The organism is Palleronia sp. LCG004, assembly GCF_032931615.1.
In the GTDB taxonomy this organism is placed as follows: domain Bacteria; phylum Pseudomonadota; class Alphaproteobacteria; order Rhodobacterales; family Rhodobacteraceae; genus Palleronia.
Genome location: NZ_CP136759.1, coordinates 1,708,595 through 1,726,636, shown reverse-complemented (window position 1 = coordinate 1,726,636; position 18,042 = coordinate 1,708,595). Strand labels below are relative to the sequence as shown.

Genomic DNA, 18,042 nt, shown 5'->3' with positions numbered 1-18,042 from the left:
GTAACAACAAATGGCAAATGCCAAAGGCAAAGTGACCCAGGTCATCGGTGCCGTCGTCGATGTTCAGTTCGACGACCACCTGCCCGAAATCCTCAACGCGCTCGAACTCGACAACAATGGCAAGCGCCTTGTCTTGGAAGTTGCGCAGCATCTTGGCGAGAACACGGTCCGCACGATCGCAATGGATGCCAGCGAAGGGCTTGTCCGCGGGCAGGAGGTTACCGATACCGGCGGCCCGATCATGATGCCGGTGGGCCGAGGAACGCTCGGCCGCATCCTGAACGTCATCGGGGAGCCGATCGACGAAGGTGCGCCGATCGAAGCCGAGGAGCGGCGTGCGATTCACCAGCCGGCACCCGATTTCGCCGTCCAGTCCACAAGTTCGGATATCTTGGTCACCGGGATCAAGGTTATCGACCTGCTCGCCCCATATTCGAAGGGTGGCAAGATCGGGCTCTTCGGTGGTGCAGGTGTCGGCAAGACCGTTCTCATCATGGAGCTCATCAACAACATCGCAAAGGTGCATTCGGGTTATTCCGTCTTCGCCGGCGTGGGCGAACGGACGCGTGAGGGCAACGACCTTTATCACGAGATGATCGAGTCGAACGTCATCAAGCCTGACAACCTGTCGGAAAGCCAAGTGGCGCTCGTATACGGTCAGATGAACGAGCCGCCGGGAGCGCGGATGCGGGTTGCCCTCTCGGGCCTGACGCTCGCCGAGCAGTTCCGCGATGAGTCCGGGACAGATGTTCTCTTCTTCGTCGACAACATCTTCCGCTTCACGCAGGCGGGCTCCGAGGTTTCCGCGCTTCTTGGCCGTATTCCTTCCGCCGTTGGGTATCAGCCAACTCTTGCGACCGACATGGGCCAGATGCAGGAGCGGATCACGTCGACGCGCTCCGGTTCGATCACGTCGATTCAGGCCGTTTACGTTCCTGCGGACGACCTGACTGACCCCGCGCCCGCAACGACTTTTGCTCATCTCGACGCGACGACCGTACTGTCGCGATCGATCTCGGAGCTTGGGATCTATCCCGCGGTCGATCCCCTCGACTCCTCAAGCCGCATCCTTGATCCCGGTGTGGTCGGAGAAGAGCATTACAACGTCGCACGCGAGGTGCAGGGAATTCTTCAGCGCTACAAATCGCTGCAGGATATCATTGCGATTCTCGGCATGGACGAGTTGTCCGAAGAGGACAAGCTCACCGTGGCGCGTGCCCGGAAAATCCAACGCTTCCTTTCTCAGCCTTTTGACGTTGCGAAGGTCTTCACTGGAGCGGATGGCGTCCAGGTACCGCTTGAAGAGACTATTTCCTCTTTCAAGGCAGTGGTTGCCGGCGAATACGATCATCTGCCGGAAGGGGCCTTCTACATGGTCGGCGGTATCGAGGACGTGAAGGCCAAAGCCGAGAAGATGGCGGCAGACGCCTGATTTCCATGAGGAGGGCCGGACTGGATCCGGCCCACCCTAAGAAGGAAGAGACATGGCCGATACTGTGAAATTCGAACTTGTCAGCCCTGAGCGACGCGTTGCTTCGATGCAGGTGAGTGCAGTTCGCATTCCTGCGACGGACGGTGATCTCACGGCGATGGCGAACCATACTCCGCTCATCACCACTCTTCGCCCTGGTGTTCTTCATGCCGAAGGCCCCGACGGAACGGTAGAGTTCGTTGTAACCGGTGGATTTGCCGAGATCGGCGTTGAGGGCATCTCGGTTCTGGCTGAAGAAAGCCATTCGCGCGAGGAGATGACGCAGGACAAGCTCGATCGGATGATCGAGGAAGCCGCGCGAAAGCATAACGAAGCAAAAGGCAATTTCGAGAACGAGCCAGGGCCGGTAGACGATGCAGCGAAGCTGCTCTCCGACATGATGGCAATGGGCGATCATATTGGACTGGACCCGAAACAACCGAACTTCTAACAAAAAGGCCGCTTTCAAGCGGCCTTTTTTATATCGTTACCGAGACGTCCGGAAGGTGCAGCGCCCGCAAGAGGTCTCGAACCTCCTGACGTGCGGCGACGTTCGAAAGGTTCAAACCTCCTGATCCGATATCCTTGAGATCCAGAAGCGTAAGGCCTCGGGGAAAGAGCTCTCGAAAGATGACCCGCTCCGAAAATCCGGGAGCCACGCGGAATCCTATTCGATTAGCAAGTCCGTTCAATGCGTCGCCCACTTTTTTCTTGTTACGCATCTGTTGCGTTCCGAGCCGGTTTCGTACGACGATCCAATCTATCGGACGCAGTTGAGCCTTGGCGCGCATCTGCCGCGCGCTCCATACCATTTCCGAATAGACCGACGGCCCCAGAACCTTGTTGGTGTCGCCATCGATCCGTGCAAGCAAGTCGAAATCTACGAATGAATCGTTCAGAGGGGTGATGAGCGTATCGGCAAGGGAATGGGCCATTTGACTAAGACGTGTGTGGGAGCCCGGGCAGTCGATTAGAATAAAGTCAGATTGTTTTTCCAGCGTTGCGACGGCCGCCGATAGTCGAGCATCGTCAGCGTTGTCGTCTGGAGAAAGTAACGCTTCGTCGACTTTCGGTAACTGACGAAAGTCGGGGGAGGCGAGCTGGACCTTTGACCTTTCAACGAAGGAAAGCCTGTTTTCGATGTAGCGGCCGAAACTTTGTTGGCGGAGATCAAGATCCAGCGCCCCGACCTTGTGGCCCATTCGAACCAGCGCTGTCGCGACGTGCATCGAAGTGGTCGATTTGCCGGATCCGCCTTTTTCGTTGCCCACTACGATGATATGCGCCATGCGCCTTCGCCCTCGCGTCTTTTCTGGATTGCGAGGACTATATGAGCCAGCCACGACCAGTAAAAGGCGCGGAAAGATCAAAGCCTGAGTGCTGCATCATCGCCATACGAAACAAAAACGCCGCCCTCGTGGGGGCGGCGTTTGAACAGTCGAACTGATCGTTGCAGATCAGAAACCGAGGCCTTCGTACTTCTTCTTGAACTTCGAGACGCGGCCACCGGTATCCATCAGGCGGGTCGAGCCGCCCGTCCAAGCAGGATGCACACTGGGATCGATGTCGAGGGCAAGCTGGTCACCTTCGCCGCCCCAAGTCGACTTCATTTGAACGACATCACCGTTGGTCATCTTGACCTCGATGACGTGATAGTCGGGATGAGTATCTTTACGCATGATGCCGGGCCCTTACTTGTCGATCTGCTTCGGATCACGGGGATCCTTTGATTTGTTCTGCACGGCACCGGCTTCGTTTGAAGGGATATGGGCGTGCGGTGCGCCTTTGCGAGGTGCGCGGTAGTTCGACTGCTCCGCGATACGTGCAGATTTGCCGCGGCGCGAGCGCAGATAATACAGCTTCGAGCGGCGCACCTTACCGCGGCGCACGACCGTAATGCTGTCGATGTTCGTCGAGTGGAGCGGAAAGACCCGCTCGACACCTTCGCCGAAGCTGATCTTGCGCACGGTGAAGCTGCCGGCAATGCCGGCACCGTTCTTGCGGCTGATGCACACACCCTCGTAATTCTGAACGCGGGTCCGCGTGCCTTCGGTCACCTTGTAGCCGACGCGGATCGTATCGCCAGCTTTGAAATCGGGAATGTCCTTAGCAAGTTCGGCGACTTGCTCGGCTTCCAATTGTGCGATCAGGTTCATCTGACGCGCTCCTTCATGTTGCCCGCGGTGCTCTCCGCGAAGATTTCTGCTGCCTCAGAGCTCCGGTCTTCGGTGGGTATTACCCCTTCGGAGGTTTCAGGACGCCTTTTGGTATGGACGTCGTTCCTATCCAGATCGCGAGTGAAGATCACGCTTAAAGAACAACGGTCCGGTCGACTCGAGGTCGCCAGACCTTTGTCGTATATTCAGATGCGACAGCGCGATCAAGTGCCCCCAGAGCCTTTCCGCGCTTCGTATGCAGTCCAGAGATCTGGGCGGCGGGCCCGTGTCAGTTCCTCTGAATTGTGCTGACGCCAACGCGCGATCTTTCCGTGATCGCCTGAGGTCAGAACATCGGGGATTTCACGTTCGTTCCAGATGGCAGGACGTGTGAATTGTGGGGCTTCGAGCAATCCATTCGAAAAGCTCTCTTCAACGGTGCTTGCCGCGTTGCCCAGCACGCCAGGCAGAAGCCGGACGGTGGCGTCGATCATGGCCTGAGCCGCGATCTCACCTCCGCTCATCACGAAATCACCGAGCGACACCTCCTCGATTTGATGCGCGTCGAGAACTCGTTGGTCCACCCCCTCAAAGCGTCCGCAAAGGAGTGTGACACCTTGTGCGCGGGACCAGCGAACTGCGGTCGCCTGATCAAAAGGTTTCCCGCGCGGGGAAAGATAGACGACCGGCCAAGCCTCCCTGTCGACCGGGGCACCGTTTTGTGCGTGCCTGAGTGCGCGATCGACCACATCGGCACGTAAGACCATGCCCGCACCGCCGCCGGCAGGTGTATCGTCCACATTACGATGACGGCCCTCACCGAAATCACGCAGGTCGATGGTTTCGCACCGCCAGATCCCATCCTTCAGCGCACGGCCCATCAGCGATGTGCCGAGGACACCGGGAAAGGCTTCCGGGAACAGGGTAATGATCCTGGCCTCCCAAGCCCCTTGAAGATCTGGAATGTCTTGCAGGAGTTCGGTCGGCTTGCGTGATGCCGTGATCCTGAGTCTACCGTGCGACCTGCCCGGAGCGTCACTCATCCGGAAATAATCCATCGGGCGGGTCGGCCACGAGGCGTCTCGTTGCAAGGTCCACGTTCGGGACGATTGCCTGCGTGAATGGCAAGAGAACGCTTTCTGACCGATTGGCAAGCGCAACCTCCAGAAGATCGCTCGCGCCGTGGTTGAGTACGGCCTTCACTCTCCCGAGCAGAACTCCGCCCGTATCCACCACCTCGAGATTGATGAGGTCGGCGTGATAGAATTCGTCGCTGTCGATTTCCGGAAGACGATCCCGTGAAACGAAGAGGCGGACGCCTCTGAGAGCGTCCGCCTCTTCGCGCGTCGATACACCCGAAAGACGTGCCGCGAAGCCATTCTTGATTGCCCTGTCGAGCGTCAGGTCGAAGCTTCTCATTCCGTCTTCTGTGGTGAGAGGCGCGTAATCGGCAATCGCTTCCGGTTCGGCACAAAAACTCTTGAGGCGCACCTCGCCGCGAACGCCGAAAGCACCGGCGATTGCTCCTACGCAGACCCGCTCAACCATGAAAGGGGTCATGGCCGAGCGGGACGGCTCTGGAACGGACTTTCCGGATTGCGCCCATTCGTATTATTCGGCTGTTTCTTCGGCAGGCGCATTCGCCGCCTCGGCCGCCGCTGCGGATTTTGCGGCCCGCTCCTCGGCGCGCTGCTGCGCCTTCTTGCCGGGCTCGGCGCGCTGCGGGTTGTTCCGCTCTTTCTTGTCACGAAGGCCAGCTGCTTCGAGGAAACGCTGGATCCGGTCAGTCGGCTGCGCGCCTTGCTCAAGCCAGAACTGGATCCGCTCGGCATTCATCTTGACGCGATCTTCGCTGTCCTTCGGCAGAAGCGGATTGTACGTTCCAAGCTTCTCGACGAACCGGCCGTCACGAGCGTAGCGGGAATCCGCTGCGACGATGGAATAATGCGGGCGTTTCTTGGAACCGCCACGCGAGAGACGAATTTTCATGGCCATGTCAGTGATCTCCTGAGATTTTCTTGTGGTGTTGGATGACCTCCGCAATGATGAAGGTCAGGAATTTCTTGGCGAAGTCAGGGTCGAGATCGGCTTCCCTCGCCAATGTCTCGAGCCGTTCGATCTGTTGCGACTCTCGATCCGGATCGCTTGGCGGCAAGTCGTGCAGTGCTTTCAGCCGCCCGACATCCTGGGTGTGCTTGAAACGCTCTCCGAGTGTATAAATCAGCACGGCGTCAAGGCGGTCGATGCTGGCGCGATGGGCCTTCAGCAAATTTGCCGCACGCTCTATGTCGGATGAGGGGGGTGCCATGCTCATTTCTTCGTACCGAAGCCGCTGAGCCCGGGCGGCAGTCCGCCACCCCCGAAGGGATTTCCTCCCATTCCGCCGGGTCCGCCCATCTTGCCCATCTGCGCCTGTGCGGCTTTCATCTGCTCTTCGCTCGGCCCACCTTTGCCGAACATGCCGGCCATCGCCTTCTTGAGCATTCCACCCTTGCCCATCTTCTTCATCATGTCGGCCATCTGCCGATGCATCTTGAGAAGTTTGTTCAGGTCCGACACTTCGAGACCAGAGCCGGCGGCGATGCGCTTCTTGCGACTCGCCTGAAGGATCTGCGGGTTCGCCCGTTCCTTCTTGGTCATGGACTGGATGAGCGCGATCTGACGGGTCAGAACCTTGTCGTCCATCCCGGCATCCTGCACCTGCTTCGCCATCTTGCCCATGCCGGGCATCATGCCCATCATGCCTTCCATTCCGCCCATCTTGATCATCTGTTCAAGTTGCTGGCGCAGGTCGTTCATGTTGAACTGACCCTTCTGGAAGCGCTTCATCATGCGCTCGGCCTGTTCGGCCTCGATCGTTTCCTGCGCTCTTTCGACGAGGGCAACAATATCGCCCATACCGAGAATGCGGCCGGCAATTCGTTCGGGCTCGAACGTCTCGAGCGCGTCCATCTTTTCGCCGAGGCCTACGAACTTGATGGGCTTGCCGGTGACGGCCCGCATCGAGAGAGCGGCACCGCCGCGACCATCGCCGTCCATTCGTGTCAGCACGACGCCGGAAACGCCGATCTTGTCATCGAACTCGGTGGCGACATTCACAGCGTCCTGACCCGTCAGGCCGTCGACGACCAAGAGCGTCTCGCGCGGGTTGGCAATATCGCGCACCTCTGCGGCCTGCGCGATCAATTCCTGATCGATATGGAGCCGGCCAGCCGTATCGAGCATATACACATCGTAGCCGCCCAGAGTGGCCTGCTGCTTTGCGCGCTTGGCAATCTGAACGGGTGTCTCACCCTTCACGATCGGCAGCGTATCGACGCCGACCTGGAGACCGAGCATCTGAAGCTGCTCCATCGCCGCAGGCCGGTTCGTATCGAGAGAAGCCATCAGAACGCGCTTTTTCTCGCGATCCTTGAGCCGCTTCGCGAGTTTGGCGGTCGTCGTCGTCTTGCCCGAGCCCTGCAGTCCCACCATGAGGATTGGGGCTGGGGCATTGTCTATACGCAGTTTGCCGTGGTCGGTCTCGTCACCACCCAACACGTGGACGAGTTCGTCATTGACGATCTTCACGACCTGCTGGCCGGGTGTCACGGATTTCGTGACGGCGGTGCCGGTGGCCTTTTCCTGAACTGCTTTGACGAAGTCGCGCGCGACGCTGAGCGATACGTCGGCTTCGAGAAGCGCCACACGAACCTCGCGCAAGGCGGTCTTTACATCCTCATCGCTCAGCGCACCCTGTTTGGTAAGCCGATCGAATACGCCACCCAGGCGTTCCGACAGATTCTCGAACATGCGTATCCCCTCACCGGTGCGGACAGCTTTTCCCGCGCAGACAGCGCAGTAATTTCGTACCCGAACCGCCAAACGAAAAACACTCCCACGGGCGCAACGCGCTGGTGGGAGGCGATCCCCCCGCATGCCGGGGGGACCGGAAGTTTTGGCACTTCCGGGATGCGGGAGTGGCTAAGCGCCCCCGCATCATCTGTCAAGTCAATCGCGCACGTCGCGGGCGGCTCTCGTCACAGCATCATAGGCATCGTCGCGTTGCTGCTGGATATCATCCTCGAGGTCGTCGAGGTCATCGGCAAATCCCCGCCTCATGCGATCCACGCCGTCGCTGGCCATGAAATCGTTTCGGTACTGCCGTGCTTTGTCTCGTATCCTTTCAGGACCGATCCAGGCAGCAAGCGCCGCTGGCACGATAAGCACCGCTCCGAAAATCGCTGCGATCCGACCCACTTGAACCATCGTATCCCGATTCGACGAATGAATATGGAGATCGGTCGTAAGACTGTTCAGCCTATGCGTGAGCCGCTTGAGCTGACCCTCGACAGTATCGTCGTCACTCAACAGATCGCGCATCTGTCCCGGAAGCTGGCGGACACGATCCGGTCCGGCAACCGCAGCAAGGACTGCCGGGATGGAAATCGCCGCAGCGGTAAGAGCGAGATTCCGGGTCAAAGGTGACATCTGGATGTGTCCTTCTAATTGTGGCTTCTTCATGAGAACAGGATGCATCGCGCTCGGTTCCGTTGCGATATGTACGGTCGTTGCTTTTGGGTTCGGTATGGCAGTCGGCTGCTGAAATCGCAGTAGAAGGAGTAACGTGATCACGAACTGGGAAGAAATCAGAACGGCATATCAGGTGGCACGGATCGGGACGGTATCGGGTGCTGCCGAAGCGCTAGGTATTCACCACGCGACCGTGATCCGCCACATCGATTCCCTCGAGACGAGTATTGGAACAAAGCTTTTTCAAAGGCATGCGAGGGGGTACACACCTACCGAAGCCGGATCTGATCTGCTGAAGGTGGCGCAAGGTGCCAATGATCAATTCGCGCAGCTCGTAAGTCGCATCAAGGGGCAGGGCGATGCGATCGAGGGAGAGCTTGTCGTTACATCGCTGAGTTCGCTCTCGCCATTCGTAACTCCTTCGCTGACCCGGTTCGGTGCGCGTCATCCGAACCTCGTAACTCGGTTCCTCACGGATGAACGGGTTTACCGGCTCGAGTACGGTGAGGCGCACGTTGCGATTCGTGCCGGTCCCGCTCCACGAGAGCCGGATTACGTTGCCCAAGCCTTCGGGACCGAACTTTTCGGGCTCTACGCTTCCAACGACTATGTTGAACGTCGTGGTCTCCCGTCTGACGATGACGATCTCGCCGGGCATCTTTTCGTCGCACATGACGATCCGAAGAATCGCGCTCCATTCCACCGGTGGCTGAGTGATACAGTCCCGCGCGATCGGCAGGTTTTCCGTGGCACCGAAGACCGCGTCATGCGCGATGCGATCGTCGCAGGTGCCGGTCTCGGGTTCCTTCCTGTCTTTCAGGCGGAGAAAATGAGTGGGGTCGTACTTGTCGCTCAGCCCCGCCCGGAATGGTCCGTGCCGATCTGGCTTGTCACCCATGTCGATCTTCATAGAACTATGAAAGTGCAGGCTTTTCTTACCTTTCTAAAGTCCGAGGCCGCGAACTGGTCTGGCTTTCAGCCGGTCTGATTTGTGCCTGATGTCGGCGTAAACATGCCGAAGTTTCACGCGACCCGCGCGGGACCGCATAATTCTAGGTAATTTAGTGTGTCGCCGGTGCAATAGCGCGTTTTCCGACGCTTGCGTCCTTCACAAGACGCAATTAGGGGTAGCGGTGTCGAACTTTCCTACGAATCCCAAGGGGGCATCTATGAGCATCAAATCCATCCTCGCTGGCACGGCGATCTCTTCCGTCGTTCTGACCCAAGCGGCGTTTGCCGGCAGCCTGGCCCCCGTGGTCGACTGCAACGTCACCCCCGAAGCGCCCGAGTGCGCCGTCGTGACGATGGCCCCCGCGCAGGGTTCGTCGGGCAGCCTCGGTGGTCTCGGCACGGCCGGCACGGCCGCCGCGATCGGTGGTGGTCTTCTTGCTCTCGCCGCTATCGCTGCGATCGCCAACGACGACGACGATGATTCCGACGAATCGACCGCGACCACCGTCGCCGCTCAGTAATCGAGCGCTATCGATTTGACGAAACACGAAAGGGCATCCCGAGGGATGCCCTTTCTCGTTTCTGCGGCCCGGAACGGATCGCGGGAATGCGGGTTCACCCGAAATGTCAGCAAAGCCTTATAAAGGAAGCCAAATGAACCGTATCATCTATCTTGTCGGCCTGGTCGTGATCGTCGTAGCGATCGTGTCCTTCGTCCTTTAATCATCGACGATACCGGGACTTTCATCCGTAAGTCCCTCAAGTGCGAGGAAGCGCTCGAACGGTTCCAGGTTGACCGGGTCGAATTGACCGAAACTCTGCATCCAGACGCTCGCTGCGCGAAGACTGCAGGGCTCTATCTTGCACCAGACCACACGGCCGCGCCGCTCCTGACTGACCAGACCGGCGCGGCTCAGAATCCCGAGATGCTTCGAAACCGCGGCAAGTGAAATCGGGAAGGGAGCTGCGACATCCGTCACGGCCATATCGTCCTCCAGCAACATCGCCATGATCGACCGTCGGGTTGGGTCGGACAGGGCCGCGAATATGAGGTCGAGATTCTGCATTCCGGTTCGAGTGTCATCGGCCGGTACTTCGGTCAAGCATTGCTTAACTTAATGGTTGAATAAGCCGCATCGGTCAAATGTCCCGCCGCAGGGAGGCCGCTTCAATAAAGATTAATAAAAACAGGTCCTTAGTCGGTCAAGGCATCGGCTTGACTAGTTCCACCAAGCCAGCCTAGTTTCCGCCCGTCTGAAGGAGGACGATCCTGTGGCTGATGATGCCAATCGCGATCGGATGGCAGCGCTTGAGCGTCGTCTGGCTGCGGCGCGCAAGGCACAGGGCCCGAAACCTCGTTCCGACGAACATTATTCGATGGCCAATATGGCTTGGCGAATGGTGACGGAATTGACCGCCGGTCTGCTGATCGGCTTCGGCATAGGATACGGTCTCGATTATGCATTCGGGACGATGCCGCTCTTTCTCGTCGTCTTCGTCCTGCTTGGCCTGGCCGCAGGCGTGAACGTGATGTTGCGGACCGCCAAAGAGATCGAAGCCGGCTCACAAAAGGTGTCTGGCGACAGAAACGAGAGTGACAATGGCTGAAAACACCGCGTCCGGAATGCATGGTATCGGGACAGGCGCTGCGGATGCAGCGCATTCGGGCAGTGGTCTGAATATTCATCCGATGGACCAATTCATTGTCCAGCCGCTCTTTTCGGACGGTCCGGTCGGCATGTTCACCATCACCAATGCAACGCTCTGGATGGCTCTTTCCGTCGTTTGCGTTGTCCTTTTGCTCGTCATCGGAAGCAGGGGTAGGTCCGTCATTCCGAGCCGTGCGCAATCCGTTGCCGAGCTTTCGTACAGCTTCATCTACAAGATGGTCGAGGATATCACTGGCAAGGACGGGATCCGATATTTCCCTTACATCATGACCCTGTTCATGTTTATCCTGATGGCGAACAGCTTGGCGCTTCTGCCGATGTCCTTTGCGCCTACGGCGCATATCGCCGTCACGGCCGTTCTGGCGTTGATCGTTTTCCTCGGCGTCACGATCCTGGGATTCGTTCTGAACGGTCCGAAGTTTCTCGAACTCTTCTGGGTCAGGTCCGCGCCGCTCGCGCTGCGACCGATCCTGGCCTTGATCGAACTGATCTCGTACTTCGTTCGTCCAGTCAGCCATTCGATCCGTCTTGCGGGCAACATCATGGCGGGGCACGCCGTGCTCAAGGTGTTTGCGGGATTTGCCGGTGCGCTCGGGCTCTTCGCGTTTCTCCCGATCTTCGCGATCACTGCGATTTACGCGCTCGAGGTGCTGGTGGCATTCATCCAGGCCTACGTCTTTACGATCCTGACGTGCGTCTACCTCAAGGATGCCTTGCATCCGCATCACTGATTTGGCGGGCCGATCGGCCGGTCGAACCTCTCAACTTCCAATTCATCAAGGAGCACTATCATGGAAGGCGACATCGCAAACATGGGTCAGTTCATCGGGGCCGGGATTGCCGGGCTCGGAACCGGCATCGCCGCTCTCGGGGTCGGCAACGTTGCCGCGAACTTCCTCAGCGGCGCCCTGCGCAACCCCTCTGCCGCGGCGGGCCAGACCGCAACGCTCTTCATCGGCATCGCGTTCGCCGAAGCGCTCGGGATCTTCTCGTTCCTGATCGCGCTTCTGCTGATGTTCGCCGTCTGAAGATCCACTGACTTTCTAGACGCCGGAGGTGGAATCCGCCTTCGGCGTCCGAGTCATCAGGAGAACGTCGATGGCAACCGAACCACGTGAAGCCGCGCTCGGCGCTGGCGAGGAAGTTGCGAGCGGCATGCCGCAACTCGATCCCAGCTCGTATCCCAACCAGATTTTCTGGCTGATTGTCGCACTGATCGCGATTTATTTCGTGCTATCGCGCGTCGCATTGCCGCGTATATCGTCGGTCTTGGCAGAACGTCAGGGAACGATCACCAATGATATCGCGGCGGCTGAAGAACTGAAGCAAAAGGCCACCGAAGCCGAACGTGCCTACGATAAGGCGCTGGCTGATGCGCGGTCCGAAGCCAACCGGATCACGGAAGAGAACAAGGCAAAGATGCAGTCCGAGCTCGACCGGGCCACCGAGAAAGCCGAAGCCGAAATTGCGGCTCAGCAGGTCGAATCCGAGAAGCGTATTACTGAAATTCGTGACAACGCGATGGCCTCCGTTGAAGAAGTTGCAAAAGATACTGCGCTTGCGGTGGTCAATGCGATGGGGTTCGAAGGCGACCGCGACCAGGTCGATAGCGCCGTCGACAAGCGCCTCAAGGGAGCAGCATGATGCGTTTTGCCAGTCTTGCCGCAGCGATTTTGATCCCCCTTCCGGCCTTCGCGGCCGAAGGCCCGTTTGTAACTCTCAACAATACCGATTTCGTGGTTTTGCTGGGTTTCCTCGTCTTCATTGGCGTTCTTCTTTATTTGCGCGTCCCGACAACCTTGTTCGCGATGCTGGACAAGCGCTCCGACAGCATTCGCTCCGATCTCGCCGAAGCACGGGAACTCCGCGAAGAGGCGCAGTCGCTTCTCGCCTCCTACGAGCGTAAGCAGAAAGACGTACAGAACCAAGCCGATCGGATCGTCGCCTCTGCGCGTGAAGACGCAAAGCAGAACGCCGCGAAGGCCGAAGCGGAAATGCAGAAATCCATGGAGCGTCGGGTTCAGGCGGCCAAGGAACAGATTGCCTCGGCCGAGGAGCAAGCGATCAGAGATGTGCGTGACCGTGCGATCACTGTCGCAATCGCCGCTGCGCACGACGTCCTGAAAGGACGGATGGACCCATCAAGGCAGAACGCATTGATTGAACAGTCAATCAAAACCGTAGATGCGAAACTGCACTGATCAGCTATCTAAGACTTTCGGGAGCTGGGACTCGTTAAGCAGTCCGAGGATTTCAAAGAACGCAGAGCACGGGTTTGACCCAACGGTTGTTTGGCAAGTTTGCCATAGGTGATCGAAGTAGGCGAGATGAAGGTGACTTCATCTCGCCTTACATTTTACTGGGTTGGACGGATCACAATCTGAACGCGACGGTTCTGCGCGCGGGACTCGGCGCTTGAGTTGGATGCGATCGGCTGATCTTCTCCGTAACCTATCGCGCGTACGCGGCCCGACGACACACCATTCGCCGTTAGGATCGATGCAACGGACTGAGCACGGCGTTGCGACAGTTCCTGATTGTAAGCGGCAGTTCCAGTATTGTCGGTATGGCCCTGAACCTCGATCACCGAGTTCGGATAACGGTTGAGGTTCGCCGCGAGCACGCGGAGGTCGCCCTGCAGACCGGACCCGACGACTGCGCTGTCGGTGGCAAAGAGGATATCCTGAGGCATCCGGACGATCAGCTCGGATCCGGTATTGATAACGTCAATCGCTCCGTTGGAGAAATCGTCACGCAATTCGGCCGCTTGCCGATCGAGGATGTTGCCGACGACTGCACCGCCCGCCGCGCCGAGCGCGGCACCCACGGCGGCGTTCCGAAACCGGTCGTTGCCCGACTCGCGCGTGGCACCGGCCAGCGCGCCGACACCGGCACCGACCAGCGCGCCGGTCGTCGTGCGGTTGCGCTCGCCCGTGGTCTGGTCGACGCAGGCGCCGAGGCTCAGAATCCCGACAGAGGCAAGCAGGATGGGGGTCTTGATGAAGTTCATTAGGTCCTCACTATATGCTCATTCGATGTGCACATCTGCGTGCGTATCATAGTGCGGAGATCAGGTCTTGCACGCTGATTATAACAATCGGCCAGCGCCGGCCGATCACCTTACTGAGCGGACTGCTCTCGCCCATCGAAATCCGTCGCTGCAGCCTCGTGTGCGAGCATAGCGCGCTTGACGGGTATCCCCCAGTGGTAGCCGCCGAGCCCTCCTGTTGCGCGGATTGCACGGTGACATGGAATGATCCATGAAATCGGATTCCGTCCGACGGCACTTCCAACGGCCCGAACGGCCTTGGGACGACCGATGGCCTGGGCGATCTCGCCGTAGGTCGTGACGTGTCCTGTCGGGATCGTCATCAAAGCCTCCCAGACCTTGATCTGGAAGGGTGCGCCAATGAGATGAAGGTCATTCCGCGCCCCCGGGCTGATCGCGGAAGACAGATGTGGAGCAAGCGCCTTGTCGTCGCGGAGATGCGTCGCGGCGGGCCAGCGCGCGGCCAGATCCGCGAGTGCCGCATCGTCCCCGGTCTCTTCGCAGAAAGCGAGCCCGCAAAGACCTCGGTCCGTCACCATTCCGAGCATGCGCCCGAATGGTCCGGTGCCGTATCCGTGACGGATCGTCAGCCCTGCGCCTTTCCGGGCATATTCGCCAGGACTCATCGCTTCCCATCTGACGAAGAGATCGTGAAGACGTCCCGTGCTCGAAATTCCGACATCATGCGCAGTGTCGAGCGTGGTGAACCGCGTTTCGAGCAGCTTCTTTGCATGGCCCAGCGTCAGAAATTGCTGGAACCGCTTTGGACTGACGCCGATCCAGCGGCTGAAGAGACGTTGAAAGTGCTCCGGCGCGAGGTTCATTTCCTCGGCGATCTCGGCAAGTGTGAGGTTTCGACCGTCCTCCGCGTCGAGCCTGTCGATGGCACGACGCATGAGACGCCAGTAATATGAACTTTCGACATCTGTCATCGGCACTCTCCGGTTGTTCCGGTGGAATACGCTAAGCGGTGGCCGTCACGCGACCCGAATATTGCGGGAAACAGGGCCGTCCTTTGCCCTTGCCAAACGGTACGTAGTGGCTCACCCCTTCGGCCGATGACAGAGAAAGGACAAAGCTGATGGATCGCACAACGCTGGGGCGGACCGGGATTGAGGTGTCCGGATGGTGCCTGGGATCGATGACTTGGGGACGCCAGACAGATGCTGCCGAAGGTCATCGGCAGATCGACCGCGCACTCGATGCCGGGATCGATTTCCTCGACACGGCCGAGATGTATCCGGTAAACCCCGTTCTGGCCGAGACCATCGGCGATACTGAGGCGATCATCGGAGATTGGTTCGAGGCATCTGGCCGGCGATCGGACGTCGTGCTTGCCACGAAATGTTCAGGACCGACCGAAAATGCGCGCGACGGTGCGCCGATCCGACCGGACACCTTGCGTTCGGCAATCGAGGGATCCCTTCGACGGCTGAAGACCGATTACATCGATCTCTATCAATTCCATTGGCCCAATCGCGGGTCGTTCCACTTCCGGCAGATATGGGGCTTCGACCCGACCGGTCAGGATACGGCAGCGATGCGCGACCACGTCACCGAGACGATCGGCACGCTTGAGGATCTTCGTGCGGAGGGGAAGATCCGTGCGTTCGGTCTGTCGAACGACAGCACCTGGGGCATTATGCAGTGGCAGATGGCGGCTGAACGGTCGGGCGGTCCGCGCGTCGCGACGCTGCAGAACGAATACTCGCTGCTTTGTCGACAGTTCGACAGCGACTTGGCCGAGATGAGCCATCATGAGGATGTCACGCTTCTTGCCTATTCTCCGCTGGCCGCCGGGCTTCTGACCGGCAAGTATCAGGGCGGCGCATTGCCGGACGGGTCGCGGATGGCGATCAACGGAAATCTCGGCGGTCGCAAGACCGATCGTGCCTTTGCTGCGGTCGATGCCTACCAGGCGATCGCACGGAAGCACGGCCTCGATCTGGTTCACATGGCGATCGCCTGGGTTCGCTCGCGGCCGGTGAATACGATCCCCATGTTCGGGGCGACGACCCTCGAACAACTGGATCATATCCTCGAAGGCCAAGAGGTCACGCTCTCGCAGGAGGTGCTGGACGAGATCGCCGAAGCGCACCGCGCCCATCCCGCACCATATTGAGGTGGCCGTTTGGCGTTCCGTGATGATCATGTCGGTAATTGCACTCGGTTCGTGTACCGGTATCGCAGGGGACGATACGGGGCGTGACCTGCCGGCAAGCCATCTCGGAACGCCGGCAGAACAGACGACATGCGAAGCCCGGGGCGGCAAATGGCGCAAAGCCGGGGCAGGGGGCAGAACCTGTTTCGCGACGCCGCACGATGCCGGGCGCTCTTGCGACACGGCATCGGATTGCAGCGTCGCCTGTCTTGCCCGGTCGCGAACCTGCGCGCCGGTCCAACCACTCATGGGATGCCATGAGATCGTAACCAGTACTGGACGGGTGGCGACGCAATGCCTCGGATCCTGATCACCGCTCTTCTTGCGCTCTGCGCTTGCTCGACCGAAGCGCCGCTTCTCCCTGCGCCGGGCTATCGCGACCGCGATATTCCGATGGGGTCTATCGCGATGTTCGATCCAGCGCGTTTCGCCGGCCGCTGGTACGAGGTCGCATCCTATCCGGTGCCCTTCCAGGCTGGGTGCCGGAATACCCAGGCGCTTTACGCAGTACAGCCCGACGGGACATTGTCGGTCGAGAATAGCTGTCAGGGACAGGACGGGGCGCTTCGCAGGATCGAAGGGGAGGCTCGTCCGATCGGACCGGGTCGCCTTGAGGTGACGTTCGACACCGTCCCCTTCCTTTCATCGCCCTATTGGGTTCTTTGGGTCGACGAGAGCTACAGGACGGCAGTCGTCGGGGTGCCTTCCGGCCGCGCAGGATGGATCCTGAACCGCGATCCCTCCATACCGCCCGATCGTCTGGAGGCCGCCAAGACGATCCTTGCCTTCAACGGATATGATCTATCCCGTCTGCGCGAGACGCCGCAACGGGCTCTTCCCTGAGCATAGATCGTGACGGTCAGGGTCTCGTAGCGCACCTTCTGTGCAGGTCATGCAGATGAGGTCCGTGCCCGAAGCCGGGTCGAAACCCGCCGGACATTCGGATCGGCAAGCGCGTCAGGTCTCGGCGAGATCGATTATATGGTTGTCCGCGACATCATTGCGGAAGAACGGAACACGATCTGGAGCGGAGAGATCGGGCAGTCTCGCCGAAATTTCGGCCAGGGCGACCTGCGTGATGAACGGAAGGTCGAAGGACCGCGCCTCGGCGATCGGCATCCATTGAAGGAACCGCAATTCATCCTCTGCGGATGAAAAGTCATCGGGATCGGTTGCGAGCCGTTCGGCATCGACCACGAAGAAACGCGCATCGAACCGTCTTGGACGTTTCGGTGGCGTAATGGCACGAAAAACAAAGCGGAGACCGCTCGCATCCGGGCGGTATCCTCGCGCAGCGAACCGTTCCCATGCGGGTGGTGGATCGGGCCAGCAGGCGGCCTGACCGAGTATCTGACCGGTTTCTTCCCACAATTCGCGAATGGCGGCTGCGGCGATCCGTTCGGGCGTTGGTGAGCCGGCTTCGTTTAACCGCTCGCGGCATGGTTGAGAAAGCCCGACCACCAAGAGGTCGCCGCTGTCCTCATGGTCGATCCTCCCCCCTGGAAATACGACCTTGTCAGCCATGAATGCTGCGCCGCTTGCACGCTGACCGACAAGGACCGAGGGATCACGGTCGGCATTTCTCACCACGATCACCGTCGCGGCAGCGTGGATGGCTCGGTCTTCGATCAAAAGCCGTGCATGCGTCGCGCCCACTGAAAGCCGATAACCATCCCCTTGATCCGCGGCAGGAGATAGAGCGACAGGGCAACGCATCCCGTGATGAAGATCGCGGCGAGGACGATCGGTTCCGGCCGGAAACGGACGAACCCCCAATGCATGAACGGTGCCATGAGATGGCCGACGAGCAGGATCGTGAGATAGGCCGGCGCGTCGTCCGCACGTGCGTATCGCAGATCTTCGCCGCAGACAGTACAGGCAGGTCGGGGCTTGAGGTACCCGCTCAGCAGAGGCCCGGAGCCGCAGTTGGGACATTTGCATCGAAACCCACGAAGCACTGCGGGCTTGAGTGCGCGATCATGCGTCTCCGCGTCATTGGCTGTATCATCGAACATCTGCAGCTTCCCTTTGGGATGCAAGACACTAGCATCCGGAGCCTTCGAACGACAGGC

At 59.3% G+C, this 18,042-nt stretch carries 24 protein-coding genes and 1 pseudogene; 11 read left to right on the top strand and 14 right to left on the bottom strand.

All coding sequences use genetic code 11. The annotated features are described in order from the left end of the window. Positions 1 to 10: 10 nt before the first annotated feature. Together atpD and RVY76_RS08345 are read left to right on the top strand one after the other, a co-directional pair. Positions 11 to 1,432 (top strand): F0F1 ATP synthase subunit beta, encoded by a 1,422-nt coding sequence (gene atpD / locus RVY76_RS08350; RefSeq protein WP_317373420.1) that lies wholly within the window; start codon positions 11 to 13, stop codon positions 1,430 to 1,432. Positions 1,433 to 1,484: 52 nt separating this feature from the next. Then, on the top strand, positions 1,485 to 1,922 hold the full coding sequence (locus RVY76_RS08345) for a F0F1 ATP synthase subunit epsilon (RefSeq protein ID WP_317373419.1): 438 nt from the start codon (positions 1,485 to 1,487) through the stop codon (positions 1,920 to 1,922). Between the two features lie 28 nt (positions 1,923 to 1,950). On the opposite strand, the gene RVY76_RS08340 is transcribed toward RVY76_RS08345, so the two are convergent. From RVY76_RS08340 to RVY76_RS08300, 9 genes and pseudogenes are all read right to left on the bottom strand, one after another. After that, positions 1,951 to 2,760 (bottom strand): division plane positioning ATPase MipZ, encoded by an 810-nt coding sequence (locus tag RVY76_RS08340; protein ID WP_317373418.1) that lies wholly within the window; start codon positions 2,758 to 2,760, stop codon positions 1,951 to 1,953. A gap of 168 nt (positions 2,761 to 2,928) precedes the next feature. Then, a complete protein-coding gene (rpmE, locus tag RVY76_RS08335) occupies positions 2,929 to 3,150 on the bottom strand; it encodes a 50S ribosomal protein L31 (protein ID WP_317373417.1) in 222 nt (73 codons plus the stop codon). Positions 3,151 to 3,264: 114 nt separating this feature from the next. After that, positions 3,265 to 3,627: pseudogene (gene rplS / locus RVY76_RS08330) on the bottom strand (50S ribosomal protein L19); the annotation flags it as partial. A gap of 224 nt (positions 3,628 to 3,851) precedes the next feature. Next, on the bottom strand, positions 3,852 to 4,685 hold the full coding sequence (gene trmD, locus RVY76_RS08325) for a tRNA (guanosine(37)-N1)-methyltransferase TrmD (protein WP_410795985.1): 834 nt from the start codon (positions 4,683 to 4,685) through the stop codon (positions 3,852 to 3,854). Beyond that, complete coding sequence (gene rimM / locus RVY76_RS08320; protein ID WP_317373416.1) at positions 4,663 to 5,175, bottom strand: ribosome maturation factor RimM; 513 nt, start codon at positions 5,173 to 5,175, stop codon at positions 4,663 to 4,665. Before rimM ends, trmD begins: the two co-directional genes overlap by 23 nt. Positions 5,176 to 5,238: 63 nt before the next feature. Next, the gene (gene rpsP / locus RVY76_RS08315; RefSeq protein WP_317373415.1) at positions 5,239 to 5,622 is read right to left on the bottom strand and encodes a 30S ribosomal protein S16; all 384 of its coding nucleotides are present in this window, start codon (positions 5,620 to 5,622) and stop codon (positions 5,239 to 5,241) included. 1 nt (position 5,623) lies between these two features. Continuing rightward, a complete protein-coding gene (locus RVY76_RS08310; protein ID WP_317373414.1) occupies positions 5,624 to 5,935 on the bottom strand; it encodes a chorismate mutase in 312 nt (103 codons plus the stop codon). 2 nt (positions 5,936 to 5,937) lie between these two features. After that, positions 5,938 to 7,419 (bottom strand): signal recognition particle protein, encoded by a 1,482-nt coding sequence (gene ffh, locus RVY76_RS08305; protein ID WP_317373413.1) that lies wholly within the window; start codon positions 7,417 to 7,419, stop codon positions 5,938 to 5,940. A gap of 198 nt (positions 7,420 to 7,617) precedes the next feature. Next, positions 7,618 to 8,097: a hypothetical protein gene (locus RVY76_RS08300; RefSeq protein ID WP_317373412.1), complete on the bottom strand. Its 480-nt coding sequence runs from the start codon at positions 8,095 to 8,097 to the stop codon at positions 7,618 to 7,620. A 139-nt stretch (positions 8,098 to 8,236) separates the two neighbouring features. On the opposite strand from RVY76_RS08300, the gene RVY76_RS08295 reads away from it, so the two are divergent. Then, a complete protein-coding gene (locus RVY76_RS08295) occupies positions 8,237 to 9,127 on the top strand; it encodes a LysR family transcriptional regulator (RefSeq protein ID WP_317376736.1) in 891 nt (296 codons plus the stop codon). 181 nt (positions 9,128 to 9,308) lie between these two features. Next, complete coding sequence (locus tag RVY76_RS08290) at positions 9,309 to 9,611, top strand: hypothetical protein (protein WP_317373411.1); 303 nt, start codon at positions 9,309 to 9,311, stop codon at positions 9,609 to 9,611. 198 nt (positions 9,612 to 9,809) lie between these two features. On the opposite strand, the gene RVY76_RS08285 is transcribed toward RVY76_RS08290, so the two are convergent. Further along, positions 9,810 to 10,157 carry a metalloregulator ArsR/SmtB family transcription factor gene (locus RVY76_RS08285; protein WP_317373410.1) on the bottom strand — a complete coding sequence of 116 codons (348 nt, stop codon included), beginning with the start codon at positions 10,155 to 10,157 and terminating at the stop codon, positions 9,810 to 9,812. A 232-nt stretch (positions 10,158 to 10,389) separates the two neighbouring features. On the opposite strand from RVY76_RS08285, the gene RVY76_RS08280 reads away from it, so the two are divergent. From RVY76_RS08280 to RVY76_RS08260, 5 genes are all read left to right on the top strand, one after another. After that, a complete protein-coding gene (locus RVY76_RS08280; protein ID WP_410796026.1) occupies positions 10,390 to 10,698 on the top strand; it encodes an AtpZ/AtpI family protein in 309 nt (102 codons plus the stop codon). Positions 10,699 to 10,714: 16 nt separating this feature from the next. Continuing rightward, positions 10,715 to 11,491, top strand: a complete 777-nt coding sequence (locus RVY76_RS08275) for a F0F1 ATP synthase subunit A (RefSeq protein WP_317376735.1) — start codon at positions 10,715 to 10,717, stop codon at positions 11,489 to 11,491. Positions 11,492 to 11,551: 60 nt separating this feature from the next. After that, positions 11,552 to 11,788 (top strand): F0F1 ATP synthase subunit C, encoded by a 237-nt coding sequence (locus RVY76_RS08270; protein ID WP_317373408.1) that lies wholly within the window; start codon positions 11,552 to 11,554, stop codon positions 11,786 to 11,788. A 70-nt stretch (positions 11,789 to 11,858) separates the two neighbouring features. Next, positions 11,859 to 12,404 carry a F0F1 ATP synthase subunit B' gene (locus RVY76_RS08265; protein ID WP_317373407.1) on the top strand — a complete coding sequence of 182 codons (546 nt, stop codon included), beginning with the start codon at positions 11,859 to 11,861 and terminating at the stop codon, positions 12,402 to 12,404. Further along, positions 12,401 to 12,961 (top strand): F0F1 ATP synthase subunit B, encoded by a 561-nt coding sequence (locus tag RVY76_RS08260; RefSeq protein ID WP_317373406.1) that lies wholly within the window; start codon positions 12,401 to 12,403, stop codon positions 12,959 to 12,961. Before RVY76_RS08265 ends, RVY76_RS08260 begins: the two co-directional genes overlap by 4 nt. Before the next feature lie 155 nt (positions 12,962 to 13,116). On the opposite strand, the gene RVY76_RS08255 is transcribed toward RVY76_RS08260, so the two are convergent. Both RVY76_RS08255 and RVY76_RS08250 read right to left on the bottom strand, forming a co-directional pair. Further along, positions 13,117 to 13,770, bottom strand: a complete 654-nt coding sequence (locus RVY76_RS08255; RefSeq protein ID WP_317373405.1) for an OmpA family protein — start codon at positions 13,768 to 13,770, stop codon at positions 13,117 to 13,119. A 110-nt stretch (positions 13,771 to 13,880) separates the two neighbouring features. Beyond that, positions 13,881 to 14,741 (bottom strand): bifunctional helix-turn-helix domain-containing protein/methylated-DNA--[protein]-cysteine S-methyltransferase, encoded by an 861-nt coding sequence (locus RVY76_RS08250; protein ID WP_317373404.1) that lies wholly within the window; start codon positions 14,739 to 14,741, stop codon positions 13,881 to 13,883. A 149-nt stretch (positions 14,742 to 14,890) separates the two neighbouring features. Between RVY76_RS08250 and RVY76_RS08245 the strand changes: the two genes are divergently transcribed. Next, on the top strand, positions 14,891 to 15,931 hold the full coding sequence (locus RVY76_RS08245; protein ID WP_317373403.1) for an aldo/keto reductase: 1,041 nt from the start codon (positions 14,891 to 14,893) through the stop codon (positions 15,929 to 15,931). A 333-nt stretch (positions 15,932 to 16,264) separates the two neighbouring features. Next, positions 16,265 to 16,813, top strand: coding sequence for a lipocalin family protein (locus RVY76_RS08240; protein ID WP_317373402.1), 549 nt, complete (start codon positions 16,265 to 16,267; stop codon positions 16,811 to 16,813). 114 nt (positions 16,814 to 16,927) lie between these two features. On the opposite strand, the gene RVY76_RS08235 is transcribed toward RVY76_RS08240, so the two are convergent. Together RVY76_RS08235 and RVY76_RS08230 are read right to left on the bottom strand one after the other, a co-directional pair. Next, positions 16,928 to 17,686 (bottom strand): NUDIX hydrolase, encoded by a 759-nt coding sequence (locus tag RVY76_RS08235; protein ID WP_317373401.1) that lies wholly within the window; start codon positions 17,684 to 17,686, stop codon positions 16,928 to 16,930. Next, positions 17,599 to 17,985 (bottom strand): DUF983 domain-containing protein, encoded by a 387-nt coding sequence (locus RVY76_RS08230; RefSeq protein ID WP_317373400.1) that lies wholly within the window; start codon positions 17,983 to 17,985, stop codon positions 17,599 to 17,601. Before RVY76_RS08230 ends, RVY76_RS08235 begins: the two co-directional genes overlap by 88 nt. Positions 17,986 to 18,042 lie beyond the last annotated feature (57 nt).